Genomic DNA, 15,489 nt, shown 5'->3' on the forward strand with positions numbered 1-15,489 from the left:
GTCTTCATTCCTCCAAGACAAGACACAGTGAAAAACACTTCGTGTCTCGTCTGTGGAATCGGAGTTGAGAACAGTTTTCCACCCGCTTTATTTTCACTCCAGCACATCATCAAGCAGCTTCCACATCAGCTCCCTCCGGTTTCCTGCGCCCGTCTTCAAAAAAATCGATTTCAAGTGGTCTTGAACGGTGTAAGCCGATATATGCAATTCGTCTCCGATGGCTTTTGTTGAAAGTCCGCGGATGACCCGGTACACGATGTCTTTTTCCCGGTCGGACAGGTTGTAGGCTTCTGCTATCAGCGGTATGGTTTCTGCCGGTGAAGCAGGCTCGAATGAAACGGCGATCTGGCCTGATGGACCAAAGCCGTCTAAACGACTCGCTTTAATGGATAGGCAGGAATGACCCGGAATCGAGATGACCGTTTTTGCCGGATCGGCAGTTTCAGCCGCTGCCCGCGTGCAGACGGCCCGGACAGGTCTCGGCACGGCATCGCTGCCGATCCTTTCCCAGCCGCGCAAGATATTTAGCCAATGGAGGGCCGCTCGGTTGCATGACAAGGGCTGCAGGTCTTCCGACAAAATTAGAATGCCTCCGACATGTTTCATGTGAAACACGTCTTTTTTTGACAGGTGGTGTCTGAATTGCTGAAGGTGCCGGCCGATAAGCGGTGCGAGTGAAGCGAGCAAGCTCTTATCCTTTTCTGTAAACAGCGGCTGTCCTCTTTTCCTCAACAGGGTAAGGTATCCCCGGCACTCCCCCTTGCTGAGCAGAACGGCGCGCAATTCATCTTCATAGCCTGCAGGCCCAAGAATGTTGCTGTAGCGTTTGCTTTGCCGGAAGTCTCCTTTGACCGATTCACTTAATATAGCCGCTGTCTGCCGTGTCTGAATTAAGGCTTCGAATCGATTCACATCCTCCTGCGTGTACTCAAGCTCGAATAATTGCGGATGGATCGCTTCAATTTGATCGTCTGTGACGGCTCCGATGGACAGTAAGGTCTTGGGGTCTACAGCCGTGCAGCATGATGCATCAAACGGAATCGCCTGTTTTAATGCAGACAGCATGGCTTCGATATATTGGGGCGAAGAACGGGTTGTGCGCTGCAGTTCGTTCAGTATGTCTTTTAACGGCCGGTTCATGTCGGTCCTCCTCTTTAAAAATCCCAGGTTTAAGGGATGGTGGTTTGTTGAAACTCCTTTATAATTGAGAACAATTCTTAATTAATTTTACTAAAAGGAGAACGGCTTGTCATGAACATGGACTGGAATCATCCTGATGTCTATCAATACGAAAAGAAAATCCCTTTAAAAATCCCATGCTATGAAATGCTCTACGATATGATGGATCGCTTGTTGACGGTCCGGCTTTCTGAAGATGCGGCTAATGTGATGGTCGTCGGGGCCGGAGGTGGGCAGGAGCTCGTGACGCTTGCAAAAAGACACCCGAATTGGTCATTTACAGGAGTCGATCCGTCTGCCAGCATGCTCGGTTTGGCGAGAAAAAGGCTGGAGCTCGCCGGAATTCAGCTTCAAGCCGATCTGATTGAAGGAGAAGTACAGCAGCTTGAGTGCGGATTTCAATATGATGCTGCGACATGCATGCTTGTGCTTCACTTTGTCCGCCATAAGCTTGAATTTTTGCAGCAGATCGCCTCAAGATTGGCGGATGGCGCTCCATTTTTCATTGCGGCCATTCAAGGCGACATGACGTCAGAGACATTCAAGTGGCAGATGTGTGCCTGGAAGGAGCATATGCTGGCAGGCGGGATTTCTGAACAGGAATGGGAGAGCTTTTCCGCTTCAATCGGCAGCCGCTCTCATCCGGTGCCGGCTTCAGAGGTGGAGGATCTGCTCGGCAAAGCAGGCTTTACAAACGCAACGAGATTTTTCAGCGCTTATGTAATCGACGGCTGGTTTGCTGTGAAAGGAGGCGGCAAACAATGAAGAAACATATTGTCGTGATCGGCGGGTACGGTCATGTCGGCGCCCAAATCTGCCGGAGTCTCGGGGAAAAATATCCGGGCCGTGTGTATGCTGCCGGAAGAAACCTGGATCACGCCGAGCGTTTTAGTCAGGAAACGGGCGGCCAAGTGAAGCCGATGCGTTTCAACAGAGATGCACCGGCTGACTGGGATTGGCTCAAGACGACGAAGCTGGTGATCGTGTGCATCGATCAGGAAAACATTGAGTTGGCAGAGGCTTGTCTGGCGAGCGGCACGGATTATATCGACATTACGGCGAACGGTTCATATTTGACTCAGCTTGAACAGCTGAATGACGAAGCATGCCGCGGCACGGGATTATTAAGCGTCGGCCTGGCTCCGGGGCTTACCAATTTACTTGCGCAGAAAGCCGCCCAGGCTCTCGATGAAACGAGTCGGATTGATATTGCGATCATGCTCGGTTTAGGTGACAGCCACGGAAAAGCGGCGATCGAGTGGACAGTTGACCATCTGAATACGGTGTATGATGTGAAAGAAAATGGACGCTTGATGGAAGTCAGCAGTTTTACAGACGGCCGGCGGACAAACTTCGGCGGGCGATTGGGGCGCCGGACAGCGTACCGGTTTCCTTTTTCCGATCAGGTGACATTGCCAGGCACATTAGCCGTCCCTTCTGTTTCTACCCGGCTTTGCTTTGATTCAAGGCCTGCCACTGTGCTGATTGTGGCCATGCAAAAAATCGGCGCAGCCAAGCTCTTAAACAATAAGGGAATTCGAAATCTGGCGGTCCGTATGCTGGGGGCGCTCAACATCGGATCAGCGCAATACGCGGTAAAGGTGGATGCTGAAGGATTGAAAAACGGCCGGAGCGCCGGGACAGGCATCGCGCTGTTCGGCGAAAATGAATCATTCATTACCGCACAGACAGCCGCTGCAGCCGCGTCAGCTTTGTATACCGGAAGCTTTCCACACGGAATATTTCATTTGGAACAGCTGTTTGAGCTTGAATGGGAAGGAAGAGAGTCTTGCTTAATTCAGAAAGAAACCGGTGACCGGTTTGTGATATCGTTTGACATCTTGTTAGAAAGTGAGATGATAAATATTAGAAAATAATAGAAGGAGTGGGAAATATGCAGCCTGAAGATATTGTCAGAAGCGGTCCGAACCAGTACGTTTGCAGAGAGGGGATCGCGAAAGAACTGCCGTCATTTGCGAATGCATTCGAACGGCCCGTCATCATTACTGGAGTCAAATCGTTTAAAGCTTTTACGAGTTATACAACGCCTCCAAACGATTGGAAAGTCGTTCAGCATACGGGCTGCAGTTCCCTAAATAAGATTAAAAAAGCAGCAGAAGCAGCAGAATCGGCAGATGTCATCATCGGGATAGGCGGGGGAACCGTCTTAGATACGGCGAAGGCAGCCGCCGATTTGTTGAACATTGAAGTCATGATGATTCCGACGATCCCGGGAACATGCGCGGCAAGCACGCCGTTAAGCGTGATCTATGATGATGACGGCAACTTTTCGGGCGTCCAATACCATAAGCGCTCAAGCTATTTGACGCTGGTCGATCCGCTGCTTCTCCTTTCTTCGCCGGTCGCTTATGTGAAAAGCGGAATCGGTGATACGCTTGCGAAATGGTATGAGGCCGAAGCGATCATCAGAAATACGGCCGATTCGCTTTCCATCATGGTTCAGACAGGGCTGAGACAGTCTGTCTATATTCGGGATATTTTGTTGACAGAAAGTCTGAAAGCCATAGAAAGTCTTGAAAAAGGCGAAACCTCCTCATCTTTCGCAAATGTCCTCGAAGCGGTTATCGCGCTGGCTGGCACAGTAGGCGGATATGCGGGACGCTATGGCAGAATGGCCGGAGCCCATGCCATTCACAACGGCTTAACGTTCATCCCCGAAACCCATCGTGTGCTGCATGGCCAAAAGGTAGCCTACGGGATACTCGTGCAGCTTGCTTTAGAAGGACGGACAGATGAAATTGCCGAACTGCTTCCCTTTTATGAAGGGCTTGGTTTTCCGAGAAGACTTAGCGATTTAGGCATTTTAGAAAACGTTGAAGAGGCAAAACGGACCGTTGCCGCTCATGCCGTGCGGCCGGATGAATCTTTATGTTTGATGGGATCTTTTCATGAAGCTGATGTGATGGCGGCGATAGAGTCGCTTGAATAAACCTGATAAATAAAACGAGTCAGCCATCCTGTAACGGATGGCTGACTTTGTTAAATTTCCACTTTCACATCGGCGCTTTTTTTCAGTTTTTCAACCTGCTGTCCGAGTTTTTCCTGTCTTTTTTGCTGTTTGAGCATGTCTTGGATTTGTTTCTTGACATCGTCAAACGCAGGTGTGTTTTTCTGTCCGCTGTCTTTTTGCTGTGCGGCAAATTGATCATAGTAATCTTTGATTTCTTTGTCTGTGACCTGATCTGCCGGCAGTTCTTTGTCAATATATTTTTCTGTTTTGATATTGTCGGCAATGTCACTTTTCAGCGTGTTCATGTTTAAGCCGGCTTTCTTGACAGCTTCCTCAAAATCTTGTTCATTTTTATACTGCTTTTTGCTTTCGTCCAGCTGTTTTTCAATTTCTTTCTCAGATGCTTTGTAGCCTTTTTTGTCCGCTTCTTGGGTAATTAAAGCCTGTCCGACTAGGCTGTCGATGGCCTGCTTTTTGATTTGCTGTGCCGCATCTTTTGAAGTCGGATCCTGTCCTGTTTGCTGATACTGCATTTGTGCGGTTGATAATACGCTGTTATAGTCCTTGCCTGTGATCTTTTCATCGTTAACGACAGCCACTGTTTTTGTTTCATCGACTTTTTGCTGATCAAGCTTTTTCTGCATGGCTTTCATTTGCTTTTCTTGATCCTGCTGCCCGCTTTGGGCTGTTTTTTCTTGATTGTTTGCCTTGGATTGCTGATCATCATGATTTGAAGTGCAGGCGCCCAATACGACAGCCAATAATCCGATCATGAGAGATGATATGCCTTTTTTCATAATATATCTCCTTTCTTCAAACAGAAGTGAATCTTAAAATGACCTTTAGTGGGCATTCTAAACGATCGGCTCTAAAAAAGAAACCATTTGGAATCAATTTTCCAAAATGTAATCGAATTGAAAGGAGATCGTAATGTGATGGCCGAGTTCCGGTTTACTTGATATGTTTCGGATCAAAGCCGTAGACTTCGAAGTCCTTCGCAAATATCTCCTGCACCAGCTCTTTTGTTTCGTCATTGTAAAAGCTCTCAAAAGTCGGTAACACCCAGTCGAAGGATGACATGGTGAAAACGGTGTCCGCGAATTTTCCTTTTTTGAGCATAGTATCGGAAAGATGGTGCGGTGATTTCGACAGCTGTGATATCGGAGATTTCAATAATTTGTATTTGTTTTCAATCTCTCTGATTTGCGCGCTGAATTGCTCGAGGTAAATATAATTGGTGACAAACTCTTCTTCTCCTTCGAGATACTGAGGACCAAGGTGCCGGTCAATGGCGCTGATTTCCGGCCCCAAATCTTTTAAATGATGCAAGAATTGGGTGAAAGACAGCCCTGTATTCATGTCACTGTTGAACAGACAGATAAAATTCGGGGAGCAAATTGCCGCCAGAAAGGAACTGACTGCTCTCCGGAAAGGGTTACGCACAAGCTTGTAAGTGTCCTTTTTTCCCTCTCTTAATTCTGCCAGAAGATCCTTCACATAATCCGGCTGCTGCGTATAGATCGTATTTCTGTAGTGATGAACCTCCCCCGCGCATCTTCGGCCAACATCTTCAAGCAGTCCGTTTTGGAAAAAGAACCAGCGATTCAGCGTCGTGCAGCCGCTTTTTGGAATCCAGAACAGAATGATCGGAAAATCTTTCGCAAAAAGAGGGGTATAAAGGTAAATCAAGCGATTCAGTCTCTCATCTTCAAACATGCAGAACACATCCACTTCTTTCTTTGTTTTGGTCCGCCTGAGACAGCGGTTGCCTTTATACACAAAGTATGCCGTCACCAATGAATTGATAGGGCGATAATATGAATATATTTCAAAATGATAAGATCTGGCAGACGGTTCCTTATTGAACCATATATAGAAAAATAAGTTTATGCTTTAAAACAATTTTATGATACTAGAGCATGCCTGTACAGTTTATATTTAATGGAACTTTCTGTTTCACTGCATGCTCCGCCTGAGGTAACATGAAAATGAGAAATGCCTGGGAGCGTTCTGAAAGGTCAGATGCTCAAGGAAAATGGAATAAAGGGAGGGTCGCTCATGCAGATTCGCATGACTGAATATCACGTTCCCGACCCCGAGTCGGGTCCGTACGGGATCGCCGTATGTGCAAACGGGCGCATTTGGTTTACTGAACAAAAGGGAAACCGGATCGGTATGCTCACAGAGTCTGGAGATATTACCGAATATACGATTCCGACGAAGAGCGCAGGCGCCTCGATTATTACTCCCGGGATTAGCGGTGAGCTATGGTTTACGGAGTATAAAGCGGGGAAAATCGGAAAAATGACGCCTCAAGGGGAAATAACCGAGTATGCCCTTCCTCTAGGTACTGCCCCGTTTGGGATCACCGTAGGCTGTGACGATGCCATGTGGTATACCGATATGGCCGGACATCAAATCGGCAGGCTGTCATCTTCAGGCGAAATCACTGAATATAAACTGCCCAAACCGGGAGCCTTCCCGTCATTTATTACAAGGGGAGCAGACGATGCACTCTGGTTTACACAAAATCAAAGCGGCTCCATCGGGCGAATAACGGCAGATGGAGACATCAGCGAGTATCCGCTTCCTGGAGAACAATCCGGACCGGTCGGAATCACTGCAGGCCCGGACGGAGCTTTGTGGTTTACAGAAATAAACGGAAATCAAATTGGGAGAATTGCGGTCTCAGGGAAGATCAGCGAATACCCGCTTCCGACAGCCAATGCCCGCCCGCACGCGATTACCGCCGGCTGCGATGGTGCCCTGTGGTTTACGGAATGGGGTGCGGGTCAAATCGGCCGCATTACAGTCAACGGGGATATTACGGAATATCCAATTCCGACGGCCGAGTCTGAACCGCACGGGATAGCGGCCGGACCAGCCCAATCGATCTGGTTTGCAGAAGAGTGCGGCCGTATTGGGAAAATCTCTATTCTTGATTAAAAAACGTCCAGTTTGCTGGACGTTTTTTTATATATTATTCCGTTCTCGTTTCCATTCTGCGGTTGGGAGAGCCAAGGCCTTTATTCATCAAGTAAAAATGGAAAATGTATTCACCGATTGCCATAGCGACGGCTGCAAAAAACGCGGCCAATGCAGCGGTGTTTGCAGCCGTTCCCATCGCAAGAGCCATCAGCCAAACGACAAGAAAAGCGACGCCTAAATCGGCTAAAGTGGCTGTGATGTTATTGGTCTTCGGCAAAATAAACAAATCACCCAGCAAATAGGATACCGCGCCAAGAACAATTGTGATGAAGAGGGTGTTTTCAAAACTGAAACTAAACCCGAGCCCGAGAACAAGGTACAGTATCACAATTGTCATGATGCCTTTAATGGCAAGGGCTTTCACATGTTCCATAACAATTCGCTCCTTTATACGAGATTTTAGTTTTTCTTTTCCTCGTATTCAGAAAACGAAACATGCAAACTTGCTTTTTTAACGGGCTCAGACATTTTTCCGCCATTCTTTCTGTTTCTTGCATAGTAGATGATATAGCATAACGCCATAAATGGAACACCGCAAAAAAGGGCGATTCTTTGGTTCGGATCAAAGGCAATGCCGATGCAGGATGCCAGACATAATAGAAAAGCGGCAATCGGTACTGCCGGATAAAACGGTGTCCGGTATTTTAAGCCGTCTGCGGTGTTTCCTTCAGCCAAAAAGCGTCTGCGGAACATGAACTGCGAGGCTGCAATGCTCATCCAGACGGCAACAACGGCAAAGCCTGAAATTGATACAAGAACGATATAGACGGAATCAGGTGCAAAAACACTGGAGAGCAGCGACAGAATGCCGCCGATCATACTGAAAATCAGCGCGTTCAACGGAATTCCCCGTGAAGTCAGCTTTTGAAAAACGGGGTGTAACGTTTTTTCTTTTGACAGTGACCAGAGCATCCGGGAGCAAGCATATAAGCCTGAGTTGGCCGCGGAAAGCAGAGCCGTCAGAATCACAAAATTCATAATGTCGGCCGCGTATGGAACACCGATACGGTCAAAAACGACGACGAACGGGCTTTTGATCACACCGGCTTCTTTGACCGGAATGAGGCATGAGAGCACGAAAATCGTTCCGATGAAGAAAAGCACCAGTCTCCAGAGTGTTGTCTTGATCGCTTTTGGAATGTTCTTTTCCGGTTCGGCGCTTTCTCCGGCGGCAATCCCGATCAGCTCCGTACCCGAAAACGCAAAATTCACGGAGAGCATCGCCATAAAAATTGGAAGGAAACCGTTCGGAAAGAGCCCGCCTTCTCCTGCAAAGTTTGAAAGAAGCGGTGCGGAATCTGTATTTTGTAGCGGGATGATGCCGAATATCGCCGCTCCGCCTAAAATAATAAACAATATAATGGCAAGCACTTTAATGCTCGAAAACCAAAATTCGGACTCGGCAAAAAATCTCACTGAGACAGCATTGAACACGAAAATCAGTGCAGCGAAAACCGCGCTCCACATCCACACCGAAGTATCGGGGAACCAGCGCTGCATTAATAACCCGGCAGCGGTAAATTCCGAACCCAGCGCGACAGCCCAGGTCAGCCAGTAAAGCCAGGCGACGGTGAATCCGGTGCCCGGCCCGATGAATTTAGAGGCATACATATGAAACGATCCGGTGACAGGCATGGCGACCGATAATTCGCCGAGGCAGAGCATGACAAGGTAGACGATCAGAGCCCCGACTAAGTAGGCTAAAATCGTTCCGGCAGGACCCGCCTGTGAGATCGTATAGCCGGAACTTAAGAAAAGACCCGTGCCGATAACGCCTCCCAAGGAGAGCATGATCAGGTGTCTCGTTTGCATTTTTCTTTGAAAGTTCTGACGATTGTTGTTTGACTGTTCCATCATATCTCCAGCTTTCTCGCCCAGTCGGCGACGGCTTTTATGTCTTCAGGTGTTGTTCTGCAGCAGCCGCCGATCAGCTGTGCTCCTTGGTTGTACCAGCTGCGGGCGCTTTCTCCGAAGGAAGCTTTGCATGCCGCACCATGCCATGTTTTTGTCTCCGGATCATACTGTTCACCGGAATTCGGATAGACGATAATCGGTTTAGCTGTATGCTTTTTGATGCCGCCGATGAGCGAAGAGACATGCTCCAGCCGCGTACAGTTTACGCCAACTGCCGCAACCTGGTCATGCTGATCGAGCCATTTCGCGCATTCGCCGGCTTTCGTGCCGTCGCTGATATGACGTCCGTCTTTAGCGCTGAAACTGATCCACGCATGTGTGTCAGGGAATTCTTTCAATAAATGAACGATTGCTTTTGCTTCTGAAAGGCACGGTATTGTTTCACAGGCTAACATATCGGCGCCTGCATCGATTAAAGCGGCCATTCGCTGCCTGTGAAAATCGGCCAATTCGTCTTCTGTGACGTCATAATCCCCCCGATATTCGGAACCATCCGCTAAAAAAGCGCCGTAAGGGCCTACTGAAGCGGCTACAAACGGTTTGGGCCGGCCTTTGCGGTTTTCCGGAACCGCCCAAAATTCATCGCGTGCTTCTACAGCAAGACGTACAGACTCCCGGATAAGGTGGAGCGCTTCTTGTTCACTGAGGCCGCGTTTTGTGAAACCTTCAACCGTCGACTGATAGCTGGCTGTCATCGCGCAATCGGCGCCCGCACGGAAATAATCCAGATGCACTTGTTTGATAAGCTCGGGGTTTTCGATGAGCATTTTTGCAGACCACAGGCTGTCGTTCAAATCACAGCCGTACCGTTCAAGCTCGGTGGCCATCGCGCCGTCAAGTGTGATGATAGGAAATTGTTCTAAAATCGATTGGATCGGATTGGTCATCTCATTGTTGAGGATCTGTCGTTTGAGACCCCGGCCTCCTTTTTTAGAGTTTTTAAAAATATATGAAAAATAGTTTAAAAGACTTCAGTAGCTTTTGTCAATCTACCAAAAATCAGTTTTTACTAGTAGCTTTTGTCGTTTTCTATTTAGGGTAAAACGGTACGTCTCCGCATATTTTTTTAAAAAAAGACTGATAAGGGGTATTGGATGGATGAAAAAACTGATTATTAATGCTGATGATTTTGGATATTCAAGAGGCGTGAACTATGGAATTATTGATGCCTATAAGCTGGGGATTTTAACATCAGCGACGTTCATGACAAATATGCCGGGCGCAGGTCATGCGGCGCGGCTGGCTCGCGAATCGCCCGGGCTCGGGATCGGCGTACATTTGGTGCTGACCTGCGGAAGACCGCTTTTGTCTGATCACCGGACGATCGTCGATGCAAAGGGGAATTTTCGCAATCTCGCATTTTATCAAGGTGCTTTTACAATTGATACTGATGAAGTATACCGCGAGTGGAAAGCGCAGATTGAAACATGCATCAACATGGGCTTGGAACCCGATCATTTGGACAGCCACCATCATATCAACGCTTCCCCGGGCATCTCAGACGCATTTTTGACGCTCGCCAAAGAGTACCGTTTGCCTGTCAGGCGCAATATGGAGAGTGCTGTGATCACGGAAAAAGGAGTGAAAACAACAGACTTTTTTTCACCTGTCCTCGAAGCGGCTTTAAAGGATGAAGAAGCCGTCTCTGAACTGTTTGAAGAGCATGATACTGTGGAGGTCATGACCCACCCGGCATACCTCGATAAGGAGCTTTTGACGAACTCTTCTTATACTTATCCGAGAGTCGATGAACTTGAATTTTTAACCGATCCGGACGTTGTCATCCGTTTGAATAAGCTTACTGATGTCCAGCTCGTATCATTTAGGAATTTGACATAAGGAGAATGCCGGAATGAAACATATTTTTCAGCTGCTGGGAAAGTCTTTGCTGATTCCGATTACTGTTCTTCCGATCGCCGGCCTGCTGCTGCGTCTTTCTGCGGAAGATATGCTGAATATACCGCTTTTTCAAGCGTCAGGCGTGATATTGAACAATATGGATGTCCTGATCGCAATTGGCATCGCCATGGGCTTTGCCCGTTCAAAAGATAAAGGAATTCCTGCGCTGACAGGATATTTGGCGATAACCGTATTAAAAGAGGGGCTCGGCATCTTGAATCCTGATCTTGATATGAGCGTCTTCGGCGGGGTGCTCGCCGGCCTGATGGCGGCTTTCATTTATAACCGGTTTCAACATACGAAACTGCCAAGCATGTTTTCATTTTTTGGCGGAGAGAAGTTTCCGATTACGATGATCGTATTGGTGACGATTCCGGTGGCAGGCTTTTTTTCAATCGTCTGGCCTTATGCAGAAGCGGCGATCGACACTTTTAGCCAGTCGCTTGTAGGTCTTGGCGCTTTCGGGGTGTTTGTATTCGGATTTCTGAATCGGTTTTTGCTGCCGTTCGGCCTTCACCATGTCATGAATACGTATATTTATTTTGGGCTTGGACGCTATGAGACGGCATCCGGCGAAGCGGTGACAGGGGAAATTACGCGGTTTTTGAATGGAGACCCGACAGCCGGCTACTTTCTCGGCGGCTTTTTTATCACGATGATGTTTGGCATTCCGGCGATCGCTTTGGCAATCGCGCATGCAGCCAGAACGAGAAAAAAGGAAACGAAAGCGCTCATGTCTTCAGGAGCAGCCACATCACTGATCACCGGGATTACGGAACCAGTTGAATTCACGTTTTTATTTACTTCGCCTTTATTGTACTTTCTTCACTCGGTCTATACGGGACTTGCCGGAGCGGTGCTCTGTTTGCTTGGGATTCGTCACGGCTTCTCATGGGGAGCAGGCGCAATCGATTATTTGCTGAACCTTAATTTATCAGACGGCGGATTATGGATCATACCCGTCGGCCTTGCCTTTTTTGCTCTCTATTATGTTACGTTTTACTTTGTGATTATAAAGCGAAACATTCCGGTGATCGGAAGGGAACAGGAAACACCTGAAGGAAACCGGCTGCATCAGTCTATGGCTGCAGGCATTCTTAAGCATATCGGCGGCCGTGAGAATGTCGTGACTTGCGAAAACTGTATAACCCGTTTGCGAATGAAATTAAAAGACACGTCCTTGGCGGATGAAGCGCAATTAAAGCAATTAGGAGCGCACGGTGTGGTCAAAATTGACCAGCATCATATCCAGATTGTGATCGGAACGGATGCTGGGAATGTGAAAAAAGATTTGCAGAACTTAATCGGGGAGACTCCGCCGGATTAAAAACTGGAGTTGATTGTCCCGTACCTTTTGGAAAAATCACGAGTCTGCGAAAAATAAGCTTGCACCTCCAGCAGCGTGAGGCGTTATGATAGGAATAAATCGTCAGTTGGAGGGGATTTTTATGGAAAATGACGGATATTATTCAATCGGTGTTTTTTCAGAAATGACAGGGACATCCATTCGGACGCTCCATTATTACGATGAAATCGGCCTGTTGAAGCCTGAAAAACAGCCGGGAACAGGCCGCCGTTTCTACACAGACAGAGATGCGAGAGAGTTGCAGAAAATCACATGTTTTAAGTTTCTCGGGTACAGTCTTGAACAAATTCGCGCTTTCATGAAGGATGCATGCTTTGATGCCGGCCTGATTGAGGCGCTGCAGGAGCAGAAAAAGGTGCTGGAGGAGAAAAAGGAACATATTGAAACAGGGCTGAAAGCGATAAACAGGACAATCGGTCTTCTTGAGGAGGAAGAGGAAATCGACAGTTCTCTTTTCATGAGCCTGCTGAACAGCATCCAGACTGAGAAGGAGCAGCGCATATGGCTTGAACAGCAGGTGTCCAAACGTTTTGCCGATGATGTATTCGGCAAATCAGAAGATGAGATGGCCAAATTGGATCAAGAGTATGTTCGTTTATCTAAGGAAGCCAAGCGGCTCATGGGAAAACCGGTTGATGACCCCGAAGTGCAGGAAATGGCGGACCGATATATGAAGACGAGTTTGGAATTTGTCGGAGAGGGCGTGCTGTCGGCTTTAGGACAGATGGAGACAATCGAATCGCAGCAGCTGGCAGAGAAGTTTTCTTCACCTTTTACAAAAGAAGAGGATGAGTGGCTGCAGCAGGTGTTCGAATATTACATGATTCACAACGATTTCTGTCCCGAAAACGGCCGATGAAAAAATCCGCCGGAGCTTTTAATGCAAAAGCTCCGGCTCAATTTTCGCCGTTTCATTATCAAGTGAAACATGCAGTTGATGGTTTTGATTAACCGAAGCGAAAAAGATTTCATCCATTCGTTCAAGCCCTTTTTTTTTCAGCTGGTTTTTGAGCCAGCTTTCCGTTACATTCAATTGGTGAAGGACAGATGTGTACACTTTCCCTTCAATGATGACCGGATATGAAAATTCGCCGCTGCTTTTTTGAATCCCCATATCTTCAGCCGTGACTTCCATTTTATTTGGCTTTTTGTATACCGTTAAATTTCCATTCGCCTCTATAAACGCCATTTCTACGTCGCTGACATTGAAAACATCTTTTTCACGAAGCATTTGCAGAACATTATCCACCGAATATCTGATTCGTTTTAAATTGCCGACAATAAACGTTCCATTTTTGATGACGATGGTCGGTTCAAATGTAATCAGACGTCCGAGTGTTCTGTTTTTGATCATGATTTTTGAAGCGAGTCTTTGCAATAGGGCAATCGCAGCCACCGCAGCGGCGGTATGCAAATGTTCAATCCTCGGATCGGCTATGTCAGCTCCGACGACAGCCCCCAATGTAATAATGATTAAAAAATCAAATACAGGCATTTCGCCGATTGAGCGTTTTCCCATTAGCAATGTAACAGCCAATAAAAGCGGAAGGATGGTGATGATTCGCCCGTAGACAACCAAAATTTCTTTCATAGTTTCCATTTTCTCGCTTCCTTTTTATAGCCTTTTGCCAATTCAAGATTGACGGCCGTCATTTTCGAGTTGAGGTCATGATATGGATAAGAATCGCTTATTTCAGGAAGCCGGTTGGCATCCTCCTGGTTTGAAATCACACGACCCGCCGAAACAAACCGTTTTGGGGGAATTGTAACACCGATTACTGTTGCTCCCGGTTCAATCACCGTATTCTCTTGGATATAGGCATCAAAAACAAGGCTTTGCATCCCGACAAAAACATTGTTGTCAATTCTTACGGGGCCGTGAATTTGACATTGCGGGGCGAGTGATACTTTCTCGCCTATGTAAATGGAATACGATTCACGATCTTTAAAAACGGATTGTTCAGTAACAGGGTTGTTGTATTCATAGTTTTTCATACCGTGCAAGACAACTCCGTCTTGGATATTGCAATCATGGCCGATGTAGATTTTTAATCCCGTGTCTCCTCTGATCGAAGAGAAAGGCCCGATGAAAACGTTGCGCCCGATGACCACACTGCCGATGACCGAGGCGAAATGATGGATGTATGAGGACGCATCAATATCCGGAATATCTGCTTCTTGATTAAATGACGCGGTAATATTGGGGCTGACATTGTCTTGGATCAGCAGCTTTTCAAGAAACTTCCCGGCGAGTGACGAAACCGTTAACCCGAGGATGAGTTTGTTGCTTAATTTCATATGACCTGCCTCCTTTATTCAGGTAGTCTGTCTAAAAAACGGGATAATATTTATGGGCGGCGGTCTGAAACTAAAAAAGAGGATATGGGGAGATAACGGCTAATAAAGCAATGGAATAGGTTTTAGGAAGCGTTCAAGACGATTACCATTTTCATCTCTAAAAAAACAAAGGAAATGATTCATTTAGAAGAGGAAATTTACGGTCAGCACGCCTTGGCTAACTCCTCGACAGAGCTCTATTTTAAGGGAGGTTGAAACTTTGAATCTATCTTTGGCAGTTGCATTAGTTATATCTGTGTTTTTAAATATATTTCAGCTGGCACAACTCAAATCCAATAACCGTAAAAACGCAAACGGGGAAGAGAGTACAAAAAGGCCGCTCAACCCCTTCGCTGCCATCCTGTGGACTTATTTCGCCATTATCATTCTTTTGATGTTGGCTGCATTAGTAACCGTTATCATACAGCTTAACGAATAATATTAGCGCTTCTCTTCTGCTGCCGGCTTTTTATTATTGCCACAGTCATAACGAAAAATGCGCAGAAATTGCAAGGAGAAAAAACGATGAAAATGGGATCGCTCGCTTTGAGACACACGGAAACGATTGCCCCGAAGGGATCTATTTTAAATGAAGAGACGTTCGAATTTGAAACTCAAAAAAGATGGGCAAATCGTAAAGCATGCGGTAGAAAATCATAAGGAAGAGACAAATACCGCAGCTCCTCCTGCCAAAAAGGATAGAGACATTGGACATGTCAAAAAAAAACAGGAGGCAACCCGCTGCCGAATACAGAAAATAATCGCCTGTACCGTGCTTTACTCATTGGACCCATCCTTCTTATTATCGGACTTGCTATGTTTGTTTTAAACTGTA

At 46.9% G+C, this 15,489-nt stretch carries 16 protein-coding genes; 8 read left to right on the forward strand and 8 right to left on the reverse strand.

All coding sequences use genetic code 11. From position 1 onward, the window contains the following. Positions 1–93: 93 nt before the first annotated feature. Positions 94–1,140 carry a helix-turn-helix transcriptional regulator gene (locus MHB72_RS01385; protein ID WP_224066835.1) on the reverse strand — a complete coding sequence of 349 codons (1,047 nt, stop codon included), beginning with the start codon at positions 1,138–1,140 and terminating at the stop codon, positions 94–96. Between the two features lie 111 nt (positions 1,141–1,251). Between MHB72_RS01385 and MHB72_RS01390 the strand changes: the two genes are divergently transcribed. Genes MHB72_RS01390 through MHB72_RS01400 form a run of 3 tightly spaced genes read left to right on the forward strand, consistent with a single transcriptional unit; the run spans position 1,252 to position 4,129 of the window. Next, entirely contained in the window at positions 1,252–1,944 is a 693-nt protein-coding gene (locus MHB72_RS01390; RefSeq protein WP_212110275.1) for a class I SAM-dependent methyltransferase, read from the forward strand. Beyond that, a complete protein-coding gene (locus MHB72_RS01395; protein ID WP_216921652.1) occupies positions 1,941–3,056 on the forward strand; it encodes a saccharopine dehydrogenase family protein in 1,116 nt (371 codons plus the stop codon). The genes MHB72_RS01390 and MHB72_RS01395 overlap by 4 nt, the downstream gene beginning before the upstream one ends. A 17-nt stretch (positions 3,057–3,073) precedes the next feature. Next, positions 3,074–4,129 (forward strand): iron-containing alcohol dehydrogenase family protein, encoded by a 1,056-nt coding sequence (locus MHB72_RS01400; protein WP_216921649.1) that lies wholly within the window; start codon positions 3,074–3,076, stop codon positions 4,127–4,129. Positions 4,130–4,179: 50 nt separating this feature from the next. Here MHB72_RS01400 and MHB72_RS01405 read toward each other — a convergent pair whose 3' ends face one another. Together MHB72_RS01405 and MHB72_RS01410 are read right to left on the reverse strand one after the other, a co-directional pair. After that, complete coding sequence (locus MHB72_RS01405) at positions 4,180–4,947, reverse strand: SurA N-terminal domain-containing protein (protein ID WP_023857740.1); 768 nt, start codon at positions 4,945–4,947, stop codon at positions 4,180–4,182. Positions 4,948–5,101: 154 nt separating this feature from the next. Then, the gene (locus MHB72_RS01410; RefSeq protein WP_023857741.1) at positions 5,102–5,866 is read right to left on the reverse strand and encodes a sulfotransferase family 2 domain-containing protein; all 765 of its coding nucleotides are present in this window, start codon (positions 5,864–5,866) and stop codon (positions 5,102–5,104) included. Positions 5,867–6,208: 342 nt separating this feature from the next. Between MHB72_RS01410 and MHB72_RS01415 the strand changes: the two genes are divergently transcribed. After that, positions 6,209–7,096 (forward strand): Vgb family protein, encoded by an 888-nt coding sequence (locus MHB72_RS01415; protein ID WP_216921646.1) that lies wholly within the window; start codon positions 6,209–6,211, stop codon positions 7,094–7,096. A gap of 34 nt (positions 7,097–7,130) precedes the next feature. Here the strand turns inward: MHB72_RS01415 and MHB72_RS01420 are convergent, their stop codons facing one another. From MHB72_RS01420 to mmuM, 3 genes are read right to left on the reverse strand one after another with little or no spacing between them, the layout of a single operon-like run. Further along, on the reverse strand, positions 7,131–7,511 hold the full coding sequence (locus MHB72_RS01420) for a DUF2512 family protein (RefSeq protein ID WP_003178548.1): 381 nt from the start codon (positions 7,509–7,511) through the stop codon (positions 7,131–7,133). A 26-nt stretch (positions 7,512–7,537) separates the two neighbouring features. Continuing rightward, a complete protein-coding gene (mmuP, locus tag MHB72_RS01425; RefSeq protein WP_020449975.1) occupies positions 7,538–8,992 on the reverse strand; it encodes an S-methylmethionine permease in 1,455 nt (484 codons plus the stop codon). Next, positions 8,992–9,939, reverse strand: coding sequence for a homocysteine S-methyltransferase (gene mmuM, locus MHB72_RS01430; protein WP_023857745.1), 948 nt, complete (start codon positions 9,937–9,939; stop codon positions 8,992–8,994). Before mmuM ends, mmuP begins: the two co-directional genes overlap by 1 nt. A 211-nt stretch (positions 9,940–10,150) precedes the next feature. Here mmuM and chbG point away from each other — a divergent pair, with 211 nt between their 5' ends. The 3 genes from chbG (at position 10,151) to MHB72_RS01445 (ending at position 13,176) form a co-directional block, all read left to right on the forward strand. Then, a complete protein-coding gene (chbG, locus tag MHB72_RS01435) occupies positions 10,151–10,891 on the forward strand; it encodes a chitin disaccharide deacetylase (protein ID WP_023857746.1) in 741 nt (246 codons plus the stop codon). Between the two features lie 13 nt (positions 10,892–10,904). After that, positions 10,905–12,278 (forward strand): PTS transporter subunit EIIC, encoded by a 1,374-nt coding sequence (locus MHB72_RS01440; RefSeq protein ID WP_101561664.1) that lies wholly within the window; start codon positions 10,905–10,907, stop codon positions 12,276–12,278. 121 nt (positions 12,279–12,399) lie between these two features. After that, positions 12,400–13,176 (forward strand): MerR family transcriptional regulator, encoded by a 777-nt coding sequence (locus tag MHB72_RS01445; protein WP_101561663.1) that lies wholly within the window; start codon positions 12,400–12,402, stop codon positions 13,174–13,176. An 18-nt stretch (positions 13,177–13,194) separates the two neighbouring features. Here the strand turns inward: MHB72_RS01445 and MHB72_RS01450 are convergent, their stop codons facing one another. Continuing rightward, on the reverse strand, positions 13,195–13,917 hold the full coding sequence (locus MHB72_RS01450; RefSeq protein ID WP_026580456.1) for a DUF421 domain-containing protein: 723 nt from the start codon (positions 13,915–13,917) through the stop codon (positions 13,195–13,197). Beyond that, positions 13,905–14,615 carry a gamma carbonic anhydrase family protein gene (locus MHB72_RS01455; protein ID WP_095292777.1) on the reverse strand — a complete coding sequence of 237 codons (711 nt, stop codon included), beginning with the start codon at positions 14,613–14,615 and terminating at the stop codon, positions 13,905–13,907. The genes MHB72_RS01450 and MHB72_RS01455 overlap by 13 nt, the downstream gene beginning before the upstream one ends. Positions 14,616–14,874: 259 nt before the next feature. Here MHB72_RS01455 and MHB72_RS01460 point away from each other — a divergent pair, with 259 nt between their 5' ends. Next, positions 14,875–15,093: a hypothetical protein gene (locus tag MHB72_RS01460; RefSeq protein ID WP_216921643.1), complete on the forward strand. Its 219-nt coding sequence runs from the start codon at positions 14,875–14,877 to the stop codon at positions 15,091–15,093. The last annotated feature ends 396 nt before the right edge of the window (positions 15,094–15,489 follow it).

Source organism: Bacillus sp. FSL K6-1284 (assembly GCF_038002625.1).
In the GTDB taxonomy this organism is placed as follows: Bacteria; Bacillota; Bacilli; order Bacillales; family Bacillaceae; genus Bacillus; species Bacillus paralicheniformis.